This window comes from Paenibacillus sp. N3/727 (assembly GCF_022637315.1).
Taxonomy (GTDB): domain Bacteria; phylum Bacillota; class Bacilli; order Paenibacillales; family Paenibacillaceae; genus Paenibacillus_AQ; species Paenibacillus_AQ uliginis.
Map to the genome: position 1 here is coordinate 1,791,331 of NZ_CP093336.1, position 15,887 is coordinate 1,807,217.

General features: G+C 45.2%; 10 protein-coding genes. 9 read left to right on the forward strand and 1 reads right to left on the reverse strand.

What is annotated here, in order from left to right:
* Positions 1–72 precede the first annotated feature (72 nt).
* Positions 73–855, forward strand: a complete 783-nt coding sequence (locus MNQ98_RS08020) for an HAD family hydrolase (RefSeq protein WP_241932706.1) — start codon at positions 73–75, stop codon at positions 853–855.
* A gap of 156 nt (positions 856–1,011) precedes the next feature.
* A complete protein-coding gene (locus MNQ98_RS08025) occupies positions 1,012–1,467 on the forward strand; it encodes a zinc ribbon domain-containing protein (protein WP_241932707.1) in 456 nt (151 codons plus the stop codon).
* A gap of 138 nt (positions 1,468–1,605) precedes the next feature.
* Here the strand turns inward: MNQ98_RS08025 and MNQ98_RS08030 are convergent, their stop codons facing one another.
* Complete coding sequence (locus MNQ98_RS08030; protein WP_241932708.1) at positions 1,606–2,250, reverse strand: hypothetical protein; 645 nt, start codon at positions 2,248–2,250, stop codon at positions 1,606–1,608.
* A gap of 202 nt (positions 2,251–2,452) precedes the next feature.
* On the opposite strand from MNQ98_RS08030, the gene MNQ98_RS08035 reads away from it, so the two are divergent.
* The 7 genes from MNQ98_RS08035 (at position 2,453) to MNQ98_RS08065 (ending at position 15,882) form a co-directional block, all read left to right on the forward strand.
* The gene (locus MNQ98_RS08035; RefSeq protein ID WP_241932709.1) at positions 2,453–3,976 is read left to right on the forward strand and encodes an extracellular solute-binding protein; all 1,524 of its coding nucleotides are present in this window, start codon (positions 2,453–2,455) and stop codon (positions 3,974–3,976) included.
* On the forward strand, positions 3,969–5,771 hold the full coding sequence (locus tag MNQ98_RS08040) for a cache domain-containing sensor histidine kinase (RefSeq protein WP_241932710.1): 1,803 nt from the start codon (positions 3,969–3,971) through the stop codon (positions 5,769–5,771). Before MNQ98_RS08035 ends, MNQ98_RS08040 begins: the two co-directional genes overlap by 8 nt.
* Positions 5,768–7,378 (forward strand): response regulator transcription factor, encoded by a 1,611-nt coding sequence (locus MNQ98_RS08045; RefSeq protein ID WP_241932711.1) that lies wholly within the window; start codon positions 5,768–5,770, stop codon positions 7,376–7,378. Before MNQ98_RS08040 ends, MNQ98_RS08045 begins: the two co-directional genes overlap by 4 nt.
* A gap of 261 nt (positions 7,379–7,639) precedes the next feature.
* Complete coding sequence (locus MNQ98_RS08050) at positions 7,640–8,596, forward strand: ABC transporter permease (RefSeq protein WP_241932712.1); 957 nt, start codon at positions 7,640–7,642, stop codon at positions 8,594–8,596.
* Between the two features lie 18 nt (positions 8,597–8,614).
* Positions 8,615–9,538, forward strand: coding sequence for a carbohydrate ABC transporter permease (locus tag MNQ98_RS08055; protein ID WP_241932713.1), 924 nt, complete (start codon positions 8,615–8,617; stop codon positions 9,536–9,538).
* A gap of 82 nt (positions 9,539–9,620) precedes the next feature.
* The gene (locus tag MNQ98_RS08060; RefSeq protein ID WP_241932714.1) at positions 9,621–11,132 is read left to right on the forward strand and encodes an extracellular solute-binding protein; all 1,512 of its coding nucleotides are present in this window, start codon (positions 9,621–9,623) and stop codon (positions 11,130–11,132) included.
* Positions 11,133–11,214: 82 nt separating this feature from the next.
* Entirely contained in the window at positions 11,215–15,882 is a 4,668-nt protein-coding gene (locus MNQ98_RS08065; RefSeq protein WP_241932715.1) for an S-layer homology domain-containing protein, read from the forward strand.
* Positions 15,883–15,887: the final 5 nt, after the last annotated feature.

The following is a 15,887-nucleotide window of genomic DNA, read 5'->3' on the forward strand; positions in this document are numbered from 1 at the left end:
TGATCTTGCTCAGGGAATATGATAAAGAATGGATAATCGAGGGTTTAATGGCAGGGGCGGTGTAGACTTAAGATGAAAAAATGGATTACGTTTGATCTTGACGGTACATTAATGCAAAATCCGTTTGACGCCTGGGTTTTTCCAGAGGTCGAGAATTTGTTGTCCAAAGAATTGAAATACAGCTGTGATGCCAAAAAGCGATTGTTTCATGCACACCAGCAAATGCTTAGGAATGAGCAAATAGTGGCTGCTTACGACTGGGATGATCTTGTAAGGCAACTCATTCAGGAGCTGGGGCTAACACGAGAGATTGACATCGAGGCGCTGGTGGTCGCACATTCGGTAGAGCCTAAGGTATATCTATTGGACGACACAGTCATTCCTGCATTACGACGGCTTAAAGAGGAAGGATATGATCTGGCAGCTGTAACGAACGGTTATTACAAGTACCAATATCCGGTGATGAAGGCGCTCGGATTAACGGAATGGCTTGATGTGATTGTGACGCCGGAGCGTACCGGTTATGCGAAACCAAGCATACGTATGCTCGACAGCCTATTGTCAGAGGGTGAATTGGTTGCACATGTGGGTGACCGGTTAGACCATGATGTCACGATTGCGAATCAGCTTGGTGTTGTGTCGGTTTTAATTCATCGGGATCTGCCGGAGAATTTACTTCAATTATTGCCAAAGCAGCGCGCGGATCACATAGCCATAAGGCCCGTTTTGGAGGGGCTTGCGGTCTCGGAAAATCCACAGCTTGCTGATGAGCCGTTGCCACATACGTATAAACCGAACTACGTCATTCGGGATCTTGAGGAATTATTTCATTGTTTGGACATAAAAAAGAGGTAGGTTAGCGGAACTTGTACTATAGCATCACGGTGTAACGCCGGCTGTAGCGCAGGTTTTTAATGCTCTGACATTATAATGGGATGGAACGGATGATCTATAGTTCTCGTATTAGAACAAAAGGTATGATGAAGGTTTAAGGAAGAAAGGGGCGTTCTCATGAGTTTTATGGATAAATTCAAAGCCGGGGTTACAGAGGCCGGCAGCAAAGCAAAGACCTTAGTGGAAATCAATCGCTTGAAACTGCAGAACAACAGCAAAAAAAGCGATATCGAGCAGCAATATCAAGAGATCGGCAAGCTTGTCTTTGATTCAATAGAAGAAGGCAGCTGGCCGCTTACGAAGGAGCAGCTAGAACCCCAAATCAATCAAATTATGCAGCTAAAGTGTGAGATTGACCAGAACTTGCTGCAGATTATAAATTTGGGAGATGAAAAGAAATGTAAATCCTGCGGAAACCTGGTGTCGGTTAATGACCGGTACTGTTCTAAATGCGGATATACGTTTGAAATTGAACATGAACTCGTTCAAGTCATTGAATTGAACGAAGGTTCCGTCCATGATGGGGATACTTTTATTGTTCCTGACCCGCTGAAAAAGAAGGAAGACCAGTAGGTTATTAACTATAAATAGGCTATGCTATTTCCAAAGGCATAGCTTATTATCGTTTGAAGTCGGATGGGGAAATTATTAATTAACAGCACATCGAACGAATAACAAAACCGGTCACCGTATGAACGGTGACCGATTGTTTTAAGCTAATCCAAAGTGCTTTTCGATCTTTGAAAGCATATCTTCTTTTGTTGTAGAAGTATCTCTTACATAGTATTGCACACCACATTGCTTGGCTTGCAGTAAGTAATGATTCGAGGTTTTTACTATATTATTTAAGGTTTCAGTTTTGGCACGTTCAGGATCAGATAAAGTTGGAAAAATGTCTTCCATACCCTTTACATGATCACGCTTGAAGTAATCCGTTCGGATAAGGTCATCTTCCGCAAATACATATGCAATCCGATTGTTGTTTGCAATGGATTTAAGAAAATCTGGTGTCATGTCAGTATCAACGATGATGGGCTTATCGCTGCCCATTTGAAGAAGATCTAAAATGATAAATTCAACGCTTTCCTCGGCCGCCGTATTGAGCCACTGATTTCTATCGTTGTCTTTCCCCAAAAAGTACCATTCCCAATCCACAAAATGTCTTAATATGGCAGGATGGTCCTGGGGGTTAGCTTTCTGCTGATAATTAAAGGTTTGATCATCAGAAGAATAGCATTTCATCCCCCACTTGGAGGAGATCATACGTGTCATGGTGCTCTTGCCTCCACACGGGCCGCCACAAATCCAATAAACGTGTTCAAGATAGCGTCTTAATAAACGGTCAGAAATTTTCACCGGTCAATCCCCCTGTAATTTTTATTCGTTAATGTCAGGGGACTTTCTTATTCTGCTTGCATGAAATGACCATGTTGCTGGCACTGGCATACACCACCTTTAATGTAGTCGCTGATATTATCTCAATTATTTTTCTTCAATACCACAAAAAACCAATATATAGTATTATGTTGTTTATTAGTGGAGGGAGTGATTGAAGCGAATGAAGAGAAAAACGAGGTTATTATCCATTATATTTGTAACCGCTTTCTTTATTTCTGGGTGTGGTCTTATTGGAAGCCCTTCAGACAAACGATCTCCCACAATACACAATTCCCAGACCATAAGTATTGTAATATCGAACCTGGGTATGACATTTCCTTCCGGGATGGACGAGAATGACAACCGCTATCTGAACTATATTGAGGAAGAAACCGGGCTCGAAATTAAGGTCACTACACCGCCAACGGAAGTGTATAATGAAAAGCTTGACGTAATTATGTCCTCGGGCAATTTACCGGATATGATACATGTCTATGAGCCGGTTTGGTTTGGCAATTATGCGAAGCAAGGGGCGTTTATGCCGCTAGATGACCTGATTGATCGGTATGGACCCAACCTAAAGGAGAAAATTCCTGCAGAGATATGGGATCGGGTACGGTACGGCGGAAAAATTTATGCGGTTCCAAGTCTGAATGAAGTAAGCGGTGTGGAGCTGGTTTATGCAAGAAAGGATTGGCTTGACCGGCTAGGCATAAAGCCTCCTGTTACGCTGGATGAATATTATGAGGTTATTCGGGCGTTCACTCAGGACGATCCGGACGGTAATGGTATTGATGATACGATTGGCCTTACCTTTACTGCTAATCTGGGGCGGTCGTCTCCATTTTTCGGCGCATTCGGAACTCAGATCAATTCTTGGTTTGAACGGAATGGGAAGCTGGTGAATGGAAATATTTTGCCGGAAACAAAAGAGGCACTCGCCTATCTGGCGAAGTTATATAAGGAGGGGCTCCTGGATCGCGAATTCCCATTAAACCTGCAAAACAATTTATACGAGAAAATTAAAAATGGAACGGTGGGTCTGTTCTCTGCAGCTTGGTATGATACCCGAGGTCCAATTGCCGACAATATGAAAAAAGATCCGAATGCACAGTGGATCGCCCTAGAATATCCGACAGGACAGAATGGTCTAAAGGGAGTCTATGATAAAGACATCATACGGGGATATAACGTCATTCCTGCCGGATCAAAGAACGCCAAATCTGTTATTCAAATGCTTGATTTCATTGTAAGCGATTATAAAAATTTGAAATTAGGCTTTCAGAATGAAATATGGCATTTGGAGAATGGCAAAATGGTCACGAACTTTGAGAAGCATGATGAGCATTTATATCGGGGGATTTATCAATCGCTCGTGGATGTACCGGATCCTGTTTTGTTTAGGGAACGATTGGACTCGCTCGGAGACTTTCAATTATACACTAACTTAGAGATGATAAAGAAAAACGTCATTAAAAATAAATTTTATGGGATACCAACTCCAGCCATGAGTAAGTATGACAAGAAGCTGGATGGGCTGCAAGATATTTTCACGAGAATCATCATGGGGATAGAGCCCATCGATTCCTTTGATACTTTCGTAGAGCGATGGAAGCAGGAGGGTGGAGACGAAATTACAAAAGAAGTTAACGAGTGGTACAGAACTAGAGGCCGTGCGGGGTTGGAGGATGGTCTGGATGAATAATCTGTTCCGCTGGATTCGTCAGCGATTTTCACAAAATATTCAAACAAGGCTGACCGGGTATTTCCTGTTGATTCTGCTGCCTCTCGTTATTATTAGCTTGTTTGCAGTTGAGAGGTCACGTGATATTTTGTATGAGCAGGCAGTGGAAAGAACGGAAATGGCGTTAGCTTCAGCCTTGAATCACTTTGATCTGGTATTGCAAAATGTGGAGGAGATTTCTACGTTAATTGCAGCTGATCCTGGTATGAATGAATTGCTCAACAAAAATGACACTGCCTTTTCGCCGAAATCTATTGTTGATTTCTCGAATATCCTTGGACAGTTAGCCAATTCCGTCTCCGTGAACCGTTTTGTGTCTCATATTTCTATATATCATCGAGCATCTAACATGTTCATCTCAACCAATTTTGGCGGCCGGAAGCTGACCTCTGAGCCTCAACAGGAATGGTTAGTAGAATCGGCCCGAAGAAATGGAACAGGGATTTCCTATGTCATGGCAGATTATCCTGTTACAGATGAGTTAACCTTCGGAAAAATGACCGGAACCGATACCATTTCTTTAATCCGCTCTATGGACTTGTATAATACGGAACGCCAATCGAATTTGTTGATCGTTAGTTTTAACAAGAACAAGCTGCTGAATGTTCTCAAAACACTTCTACCTACGGAGAACAGCCGGATATCCTTACTGAATGAGAAGGGAGATGTCATCATTGAAACAGGCAGTGCCGGAGAAAAGGAAGGGTTGTCCGAGAATGAGATGGAGGTTATAAAGGACTCCGAGTATTCCCTGTGGCGGCTTGCTCTGGTTCAGCCGAAGAAAGAGCTTTACGAGGAGACTGATCAGCTCCGTCTGTATACCTTTACGATTATCGGCATCAGCATTTTGCTTGCCATCATTATTTCATGGGTTATATACAGTGGAATCGCGGCTCCTGTACTGAAATTGTCCCGCGGGATGAAGAGGCTTAGCCATGGAGAAATGAACGTTCACATTAAAGACAAAAGAAAGGATGAATTTGGCTTTCTCATTCAGTCTTTTAATCGGATGGTATTGGATCAGAAGCATTTGATCGAGGACCATTACGAGCAGCAGCTCCGTTTGAAGACAACGGAACTGAAATTTTTACAATCTCAGATTAATCCGCATTTTCTATACAATACGCTGGATTCAATCTACTGGACGGCGAAAAATTACGAAGCTGAAGAGATTAGTGAAATGGTTATGAACCTGTCTAAGTTTTTCCGCTTAAGCTTGAATAAGGGCAGACAGGTGTTTTCAATCGAAGAGAGTATTGTGCATCTTCATTATTACATCCGGATTCAGCAGCTCCGGTTTTTGGACAATTTCACGGTGGAGTACCAGATTGAAGAGGAGAGCAAGGCTATTCCCATCTTGAAGCTGCTGCTTCAGCCATTGGTGGAGAATGCGATCATTCACGGTATGGAAGGCAAATCATCAGGTGGTACTCTTATCGTCTCCAGCAGGATTGTTCAGCAAAAATATGTTCATATCAGTGTTCAAGATAATGGTCCTGGAATCGGGGAAGAAAGGCTGGAATATATCCGTAATGAGCTAAGCCGTATGGGTTCACGTAACTTTCCGTCCCTTTCACAAGAGGAAGAATACATAAAGGATCTGTTTGGTTTGCGCAACGTGTTCACGAGAATGAGACTGTATTACGGTAAAGAGTCGGACATGACACTTGAAAGTACGCCAGGGATCGGCACGACTGTTACGATCTCTATTCCACTTGATCGCTGCAAAATGGAACGAGAGGGGGCAACAGAATGAATTTGATGATTGTGGAAGATGAACCCCGGTTAAGAAATTCGATTGCCAACAATATTCCTTGGGAAGAACATGGTATCGAGGTTGTAGGTTTGGCATCTAATGGTGTGGAGGCGCTTCAAATTGCGGAACGCAAAATGCCAGATATGATGCTTGTTGATGTTCAAATGCCGGAAATGGATGGTTTAACGCTGATTAGCAAGCTTAAGGAACGTCAGGCCGGAAGAGCTCATATCAAGATGATCATATTGAGCGGTCATGATAATTTTGAATTTGCACAGCAAGCGATGGAGTACGGAGTATCGAAATATTTGCTTAAACCTGCGGGAGAGACGGAAATACTGGAGGCCGTCTTAGAGGCGAGAGAACAGCTTCGGTCCGATCTGGAGCAGTGGCAAATGACCGCAGAGTTGGAGCAGAAGTGGAAGGATAATCTTCCGAATTTGCAAAATAATCTGATGATCAACTGGGTGCGCGGCAGATATACGAGCAGGGAAGTGCTGGCCAAGAGCAAAGAGCTCTATATGGATATAAAAGAGGATGATCAGTTCGCGGTGGCTGTGATCGATCTTGATCCGATTCCTGCCGACAACACAAGGTTTGGATCGGGAGATACAGAGCTGCTGCAATTTACAATGTATTGTTTGGCTAAGGAAATTTTGCCAAAATCTTTTTGTTGGGTATGTACTGACCCAGATTATGATCTGATGCTTGTTTTTGGGGCTGATCCGCTCCGTAATCCGAAGGATGTTATGCTGCATATCAACAGCACGGTCGTTAAGCTGCTGTCCCAGACGAAGGAAATATTAAAATTGACCGCAAGCTCGGGTATTTGTGCAGGTACAGGCGGGATCGAAGACATGTGCCATATGTATTCGCAGGCCTGTAGAGCATTACAAGAAAGAGTCGTGTACGGCCATGACATCGCTATTCCTTACCGGGAAGAGCAGAGTACACACAGACATGATATGTCAGGACTGCCTCCACTGGAGAAGCAGCTTGAAATTGCGCTCGAAACGGCGGACGAGGACAATGCGATGAGGGCATTATCCCAATTGTGGGAGGAGGGCTTTTCGCAGACCGAATCATCTGAGGAATTCCATGAAGCTGTGTTATACATGAACAGTTTGTTTACCCGGCTCATCCTGAAGCAGGGATGGAGGATCAGGCATGTGGTGGAAGAGGATATTGTATATTTTCAAAACATTAAGCTGCTGAACACCAAAATGCAAACATGGTCCTGGCTCGTGAGGACGGTTCAGAAGATTTCAGCTTACATGAGACAGCAGCGCAAGACAACGAGCCATCAGGTTGTGAAGGAAATTCTCTCTCTGATCGATCAGGAGATTGATCAGGACATCACGCTTCATACGGTAGCTGACCGGATGTACGTTAATTCCTCTTACCTGAGCCGTTTGTTCAAACAGGAGATGGGTACGGCCTTCTCAGCTTATGTTCTGGAGCAGAAGATGGAACGGGCAAAGCGGGTTTTGCAGGAAGGTCACAAGGTTTATGATGCGGCCCGTTTGGTCGGCTACCGTGATGTAAGTTATTTTACGAAAGTGTTTCGTAAGTATTGGGGGGTGAATCCCGGCGAATTCAAACTGTAATTTAGATCAGATTAAAGAAGAAGTTTGGGGCATTCGAGGTGGTCTGTTATTAGCCATCTTGGATGCCTCTTTCTTATATTTCTCGCAGAAACGCTGTCGCCCTTTGAAAAGTACGACAAATTCGTTTCTACTTGCATGTCCCCTTGAAGTGAACATCAAATTACCAGAAACAGTAATGAGTGTCGTCTACCCGAATGTCCTCTGCAAAATTAAAATTTATAGTAACAAACGTACTCATACCAACGGAAGAGGGGGAAGTATATGAAGCCTGGAACAAATAAGCTGCCCACGCCCCATCCAAAGCGCGGATATATGCCGCGTCTGTGGTCGGATATATGGAAGGAATGGGACTTGTATCTGCTGCTTGTACCCGGGATCCTATTCATATTGCTGTTTAAGTACACACCGATGTACGGAATTGTTATCGCTTTCAAAGATTTTAATATTTTCACAGGCTTTGCCGACAGTCCTTGGGTGGGGTGGAAGCATTTTGAGAAGTTATTTACCTCCCCGGATTTCGCGCTCGTGTTTAAGAACACCGTTATTATTAGCCTTTTAAAAATCGTGATCTTATTTCCACTCCCGATCATCATCGCTCTTATGCTAAACGAGATGAAAAATATGATTTTTAAACGCTCGGTGCAGACGGTTATTTATCTTCCACACTTCTTGTCATGGGTTATCGTCAGCGGCTTGTTTATCGATCTGTTATCTACGAATGGTGGGCTGGTCAATAAGTTGCTTGTTTCGCTTAATCTCGAACCCATTGCCTTCTTTCTTGATAACAGTGTGTTCCGCAGTGTTCTGATCACTTCTGCGGGGTGGAAGGAAACCGGCTGGAGCACGATCGTTTATCTCGCCGCCTTCAGTACCATCGATCCGGTGCTGTATGAAGCCGCTAAAATTGATGGATCCGGAAAATGGAAGCAATTATGGCATATTACGCTCCCTGGCATTGCCCCGATTATTATTCTGATGTTCATTCTACGTCTAGGAAGCATATTGGAAGCAGGAACCGAACAGATACTGACCATGTACAATCCGGTCGTTTATAAAGTTTCTGATGTCATTGGTACTTACGTGTATAGACAGGGCCTTGGCAATCAGGACTACAGCTTTACGACGGCAGTCGGTCTGTTCGAGGCGGTTATTTCGTTCACACTCGTTATCGTAGGTAATTCATTAAGTAAGAAATACCTGCAACGGGGAATTTGGTAATGAAAGGGGGGAGCGAAAATGAATCAAAATCACGCCTTACGGACGGAGAATGGTGCTGGACTTAGCGGAACAATTAAAACCTCATTCGGAGAAAGGTGCTTCGCGGCCTTCAATTATTTCTTTTTCATCTTGATGGGAATCACAACGCTAGTTCCTTTTGTGAATCTGATCGCCAAATCCTTGAGCAGCGAGGAAGCGGTCATCTCTGGAAGAGTCGGTCTGCTGCCGGTCGGCGTACAATTTGAAACCTATGGATATGTGTTGCAGAATTCCATGTTTCTAACGTCTTTAAAAACGTCAGTGCTCCTCACGGTTATCGGTACGATTCTGAGCCTAACGATGACAACGATTACCGCCTATCCGTTATCCAAAGTTAGGTTGAGAGGAAGAAAGTGGCTGCTGTTGATGTTTGTATTCACGATGCTGTTCAGCGGCGGACTGATTCCTACATACCTGCTGATGCACAACCTGAACCTGCTCAACACACTGGCGGTGCTGTTTTTGCCGGCGATGGTGAACGTGTTTAACATGCTTATTATTAAAAATTACTTTGAGGGGCTGCCAGATTCACTTGAGGAATCCGCGAAGCTGGACGGAGCAGGTAATATCCGAATTCTGATCTATATCATACTGCCGTTGTCCCTACCGGTACTCGCAACGATTGCTCTTTTCTTTGCGGTCGCGTTCTGGAACGATTTTTTTGCCGCCATGATCTATATTACCAGTCCGGAACTGAAGCCGCTGCAGCTGTACCTGAAGGAATTGTTTGTTTCCACCAGTGGAGATTTCCTGAAAAACAATGTGGATGCAGCCATTAACATGACATCGCAGTCCATTCAGGCATCATCGATTCTTCTGGCTACCCTGCCGATTCTGATCGTATACCCTTTCCTGCAAAAATACTTCGTCAAGGGTGTGCTTGTAGGCTCGGTTAAAGGTTAAACGTCAACTATTTAAAGGCGGTGATGCCCTGGTCATGTGATGGTTTAGTTTCCCTGATATTCATTTCCAAGGAGGTTATACGATGATAAAAAAATCAGCGATGCTTGCCGTGCTTCTAGGTTTTAGTTTAGCCGTTTCAGGCTGTGGCGGCGGGTCCACAAAGACAGAAAGTGAAACACCGAAAGCCGAAACACCGAAAACCGCTTCGGAAGGTCAGAAGGAAGACACCAAGCCGGGAATACGCATGATTATGCAGTATGGACTATTTGATCCGAGTAAAGAATTTACGAGTCAATTAATTAAAGAGAAGACTGGCTACGATGTTCAGTACGAAATGCTTCCTGCAGAAAACCCCGATGAGAAGTTGAATTTATTAGTAGCGAATAAAGAAAGTTTTGATGTGATGAAACTTAATTCGGCTCAATTTTATAATCTCGCAACAGCAGGCGCTCTCGAACCTCTTGATGAACTACTTGAAGCTCACGGAAACAATATCAATCAGGCGATCAAGCCTGAATCTTGGGGAAGTGCGACGATTGACGGCAAGAAGTATGCCATTCCTGAAGTGGGTTCGGGCATAGCCGTCGGCGAAGAACTGATTGTGCGTCAGGATTGGATGGATGAGCTTGGCCTCTCGATGCCTACCAACCCAGATGAGCTTTATACCGTTCTTAAGACGATTAAGGAAAAGAAAAATATTACCCCGCTTACGGGCGGCAATAAAGATTCGCTCTACGGAGATATCGCATGGGCTTTCGGCGTATTGACCGATTGGAAAGAAGTTGATGGAAAGCTGGTCCATAAAGCAGAGCTTCCGGAAATGAAAGAGTTCATTGCCTATATGAATAAGCTCTACACTGAGGGATTGCTTGATACGGAGATGCCTATCAATACCGCACAGAAAGCCATTGAGAAATTTACAAGCGATAAAGCGGCCGTTTACAAGTTGGCCTGGTGGAATGCCGGAACTACAATTTCAGCGTTAGAACAGAATTCCCCGGATGCCAAGGTGTCGATAATCCCTTACCTGAAAGGAAAGGACGGCAAGGCTGTGGCTGGTGTTGACGCTAAAACGACCTGGTTTATCGCAATTCCGAAAGCGTCCAAAAATAAGGAAGAAGCGATGAAGTTCTTGAATGCGAAGCTCGAGCCAGAAACGTTTAAGGAACTTGCCATCGGAAAAGAAGGAGTCCATCACGAAGTGAAAGATGGCAAGTATTACCCGATCCTGCCAAAATTCAACGAAGATCTGGGCAACGGAAGTTCATTCTTAACCGGAGTTGACGAAGAGAAGTATCCGATTTATTGGCAGGCCCGTGTTCGTAAAGATCCTGTATTGCAATCGTACTTTGAAACGTACCAGAAAAATGCGGAAGGTATCATTGTGATTGATCCAATGTCAACTGCACCGCCGATTGAAGCAGTCTCTAAAAACACCTTGAAGCTGAGAACGCTTCTTGATGACAATATGCTTAAATTTATATCTGGCTCGGAACCGCTGGAAGGTTATGATAAATTCCTTGAACAGTGGAGAGCTGAGGGAGGAGCCGATATGGTCAAGGCGGCGAATGAATGGTACCAGTCCGCCAAATAATGATGACATGACCCTAAAAAGCAGTTGCGTGTGCAGCTGCTTTTTTTTCAAAATCAATCATTGTGAGAAAGGTGGTATCGTAATGAACAAAAATTTCCGGAGACGGCTGGCATCATTATTGAGTCTGACTTTAATCCTTTCTCTGGTGACCCCGTGGGGTTCTGGCGTGTCCGCGCAGACTAGCGAAACACCTCAGCCCGAAAGTGTATCATTGGTTTCTCAAGATGGACAACAACAGCTAATGCTGACAGATATTAATGCAGATGAGAACATACTGGCACAGAAAAGTGATTATCTGGCAGTATTCACAAGCGGAGCCAGAGTTACGGATGACGTTTACGATGAACAAGTGTTCATCAAAACACATGACGTGGCCATTGTAGTGGATGCCTCCGGAATCGTACAGAAGAAATATGGCCCGGATGGGGATCCGCCGACTGCGTGGGATCCTGATGAAGAGGTCATGATCCCGGAAGGAGGTTACATCGTTTTAGCTGGCGGCAGTTCGTGGGATGCCTCCGTTCATCAGAAGCCGCTTTTTCTTCACTATGGGGTTGGAGATAAAATCAAGCTGATGCGTGGTGAAAGGGAAGTTACAGCTGGGGATTTTCTGAAGCCGTCTCCTGAGCCAGAGCCAGAACCGAACCCAGAACCAGGAACGAAGCCGGAGCTGGTTGTGAATACCCCTTCGGAAACCATTGTTACGATTCCTTTGGTTGAAGTCAGTGGTTATGTGAAGAATTACACGGAGGAGAATGGCATGAAGATTACGATTAACGATAAGATAACACCGATTGCAGCCGGCGGAAGCTTTCGGATGAACGTGTATTTAAATCCCGGTCCTAACCCGATTACAGTCCGGCTGTTGGATAACCAGGGGGAACTTGCTACAGTTTCGTTGAATGCTGTTTATGATACTTCGGAGCAAACCGAGGATTATATCGAGGTGGAAGCCGCGCCTGCGGACATCACCATTGGTGTTCAGGGACCTCGGAAGAGACTGAGTTATATCGATAAAGACGTATCTGGCATTGAGAACATTATCGCTTTGTTTACGGGCGACTTCGGTGCATCCATTGTAGTTCCTAAGTTTAATGTGGCGGTACAGGTCGATGTAAACAACCGAGTGCTGCAGGTCATCAATCCGTCCGTGAACGGCAAACCTCCAGTGTGGGCCGGGCCGACAGAGCTTGCGATACCGGAGGGCGGATATGTGCTAATGGCACAGGATAACAGTTATGCAGGCAATGATATTAAACGGTTCTTGGCTGAAAAGTTTAAAGCCGGCGATATGATCAAACTCCGGAAGAACGGAGAAGTAGTAAGTGTCAAAGATTTGATGAGCGGAAACGGCTGGATCGCGAAGCTGGTTTTGGATAACGCGCCGATGTACACGGTCATAGAAAGCCAAACTTCGCTAACCGGTAGAATTGAAAATATGGATGATCCGTCAGTGATTCGTCTTATGGTCAATGATACAGAAGTTCCTTTTGGTGAAGATGGGACTTTTACTTATTCTTATTCACTGCAGGCAGGCACGAATTACATTGATGTGAAGGTGCTTAAAAATAGTACCGAGCAGGATAAGCGCAGCATTGTTGTATTTAACAGACCCGGATTCACCTCTGACAAGGAAGTGATCCTGTGGGTTGACCAGGCGGCAAATGCGAAGAAATTCAAAACCAGTGAGAATGTACGTGAGTTTCTTGAGCAAGCCAAGAACGGTGGTACTACAGCGGTTGTATTCGATGTGAAGGGAGTGGAGGGATACGCTTCGTATAAAAAGAATGATCTGACGGGGCGTCCTTACGTAAGCGAAATTAAAGCACCGCAAAAAGCCGGAGCGAGTCCCGATCTGGATCTTCTGCAAGAGTTCATTACGCATGGACACGCGCTCGGCTTGAAAATTCATGCGGCGATCAATGTTTTTGCCGAGGGTTCGATTGCGCATCAGGAATTTGCTGTGCTTAACGATCATCTGGATTGGGAAGAACGGGTTCACTTTGCTGAGAATAACGGGGAAATCAAACGACTTCGGGAGAGTGCCAAGCAAGGTTTGGTTGCTTTTGTTAACCCATCAAATGATGAGGTCAGGGAGTATGAACTGAAGACATTCAAGGAAATTATTAAAAACTATGACGTTGACGGTGTCGTTCATGACCGGGGACGTTATGATAACGAAGGGGCCGATTTCAGTAATGAAACTCGGGTCAAGTTCGAACAGTTTCTGTCCGCTAGAGGCAAGCAACTTGTCAATTGGCCGAATGATGTTTTTTACTATGAGAATAATGTCCGTGTGAATGGACCGCTGATCCAGGATTGGTGGGAATTCCGGTCGGGAACGATTCAAAGCTTTTTTGGAGAGGTAAAAGCGATGGTCGATTCCTATGAAGCTGAGTCCGGTAGGGAAATAAAGGTTTCCTCTTATGTCGGATCGTGGTATGAGACATATTTTTTGAATGGCGTGAACTGGGGCAGTAAAAATTTTCGTTTTGACTCTAGGCTTGGTCTGCTGGATGAGTCTGTGTATACGCCTGAATATTACGAAACAGGGTACATTGAATATTTGGATTTTCTCATGATTGGTGCTTATCAGACGACCAGCCAAGAGGTCAAAAAGTACATTACACTCGGTAATATCGTAACCAATGGAGAAATTCCACTATATGCGGGTATTGCGTTAACGAATGTGCAAACACCCGCCATGCAGCGCGAAGTGTTCCAGGCAGGTCTCAGTACGACCAACGGGCTAATGCTGTTTGATGCTTCTCAGGTCAATTGGCCGATTGTGTCAGCAGCGCTGCAGGATCGGGAGTGGGTCAAGGATTATCAGCTTGGCACGAGCCTGCCTGGAAATCCGACTGGATTTATGGAGGGCAATTTCTATAATGTGAATCGGGTGGAAGGCAACATCAATGTCATGACAGAAGAATTCGGTTATTCAACGGGAACCAACCGCTTCGGCGTTGAGGTGGTTGTTAACGCCTCCGGCGAAGTAACCCATGTGGTGAACAGGGATCAGGCTATACGCTGGAGCTGGGGCTCACCGGAAGAAAACAACAGTGTTATTCCGCCTGGAGGATTTGTTATTTCAACCGTAGATCCTTCGGGGATCCGGATCAATCGGCAGCTAGTTGCCAATGCATACAATAAGGGAGACCAAGTACGTTCAGCGGTATTGAGCGGACTTCTGGACGATGAAGGAAAGCAGACGGCGAACAGCTCGGTGACGGTGGAAGGCCATGTAAAAGTACTCGGACCAGGTAATGTCTCTGTACAGTTTAACGGACAGCCAGCGACGGTGAAAGCGAATGGGGATTTTACGGCTTCGATTCCGCTTTCGACGGGTTCTAATAGAATAACCTTTGACGTGTATGTGGATCAATTGAAGACGAACAGCAAATCACTTGATATCGTAAGAACCTCGAATGGTGGGGAAACAGGACCAGAAAACCCTGGTAATCCTGGTAATCCCGGCAGTCCTGTAAGTTCAACCACGCCTTCGGTTCCAACATCTCCTGCAGCGCCTGAGCGGTTGAAGGTTAAACAGGAGACCGGTAGAGACGGTCGTACAGTGACACGTGCTGACGTCAATCTGGAGCTAATGCTTAAGGAAATCGAACAGTTGGTAAAAGGGGAAGCGTCATCGCGTAAACTACAATACACGCTGAAGGATAAAGGGGATGTTGTTGAGATCAACTTGCCCGTTAGCGGATTAATTACAGCAGTTAAGAAGCTTTCAGCAGGGGAGATTGTGATAGATACGCCATATGGACATCTCCAAATACCGCTGAGCAGCTTACAGAAAGCGGTATTGGTAGGAAAAGATACTAAAATGCTGATGGTAAGGATTAGGAAGTTAGAAGATCAGCAGGAAAAACGGTTGGCTGCCCGATTGGCTCTGGAAGGAACGTCTAAGCTCGGACAAACGGTAGATTTGGAGTTGGTGTTTAAGCAGGAAGAAGCGGAGTTGAAGTTTCCTGGCTTTAGTGGGGGATACGCTAAATTCGCAATGAATTTGCCAGATGGAAGCGATCTGTCCCGAATTTCGGCGTTCAAATACGATCTGGCATCCGACCGAACCACTTTTGTTCCGTCACGTATTAATACGAAGGAAGGACAGTCTTACGCCGAACTCATCCTGTCGGATGGTGGTATATTGTCCATAGGGACACGGGAGAAGAGTTTCAATGACTTAAGCGGTCATTGGGCACAGAAAGATATTATGCTGCTTGCTTCCAGAGGGTTGATTGAAGGAGTGGATTCGGTCCGATTCGCACCGAATAAACCTGTTACCCGAGCAGAATTCACATCGCTCCTCGTGCGGTCGCTTGGTCTGAAGAAACAGTCTGATTCGGGCGTCTCCTTTAATGATGTGCATAAGGAGGACTGGTTCGCGGACGCCATAGAAACAGCTGCTGGCTTGGGACTTATCGAAGGCTTTGTGAATGGCGAATTCCGTCCGAATGAGCAGATTACGCGCGAACAGATGAGTGCTTTGCTAGTACGGGCGCTCAAAATGGCAGGTAAAGAGCTTGACACAACAGGAGCGAAAGAGACTTTGCGAGGATTCGAGGATGCGGAAGGGATCGGGGCATGGTCTGAAACCGCAGTTGCTGCAGTTGTTAAAGCAGGACTCATGAAAGGACGATCTGCAAGCCGTTTCGTTCCTCAGGCACACTCGACCCGTGCGGAAGCAGCTGCGGTGTTAAAAGGAATGCTCCAGTCAGCAGGTTTCATTGATGGGTAAAAGCT

Bases quoted from the DNA above. Each gene is read 5' to 3' on its own strand.
- MNQ98_RS08035 (WP_241932709.1), top strand. From the start codon at position 2,453: ATGAAGAGAAAAACGAGGTTATTATCCATTATATTTGTAACCGCTTTC.
- MNQ98_RS08025 (WP_241932707.1), top strand. From the start codon at position 1,012: ATGAGTTTTATGGATAAATTCAAAGCCGGGGTTACAGAGGCCGGCAGC.
- MNQ98_RS08065 (WP_241932715.1), top strand. From the start codon at position 11,215: ATGAACAAAAATTTCCGGAGACGGCTGGCATCATTATTGAGTCTGACT.
- MNQ98_RS08055 (WP_241932713.1), top strand. From the start codon at position 8,615: ATGAATCAAAATCACGCCTTACGGACGGAGAATGGTGCTGGACTTAGC.
- MNQ98_RS08045 (WP_241932711.1), top strand. From the start codon at position 5,768: ATGAATTTGATGATTGTGGAAGATGAACCCCGGTTAAGAAATTCGATT.
- MNQ98_RS08060 (WP_241932714.1), top strand. From the start codon at position 9,621: ATGATAAAAAAATCAGCGATGCTTGCCGTGCTTCTAGGTTTTAGTTTA.
- MNQ98_RS08050 (WP_241932712.1), top strand. From the start codon at position 7,640: ATGAAGCCTGGAACAAATAAGCTGCCCACGCCCCATCCAAAGCGCGGA.
- MNQ98_RS08040 (WP_241932710.1), top strand. From the start codon at position 3,969: ATGAATAATCTGTTCCGCTGGATTCGTCAGCGATTTTCACAAAATATT.
- MNQ98_RS08020 (WP_241932706.1), top strand. From the start codon at position 73: ATGAAAAAATGGATTACGTTTGATCTTGACGGTACATTAATGCAAAAT.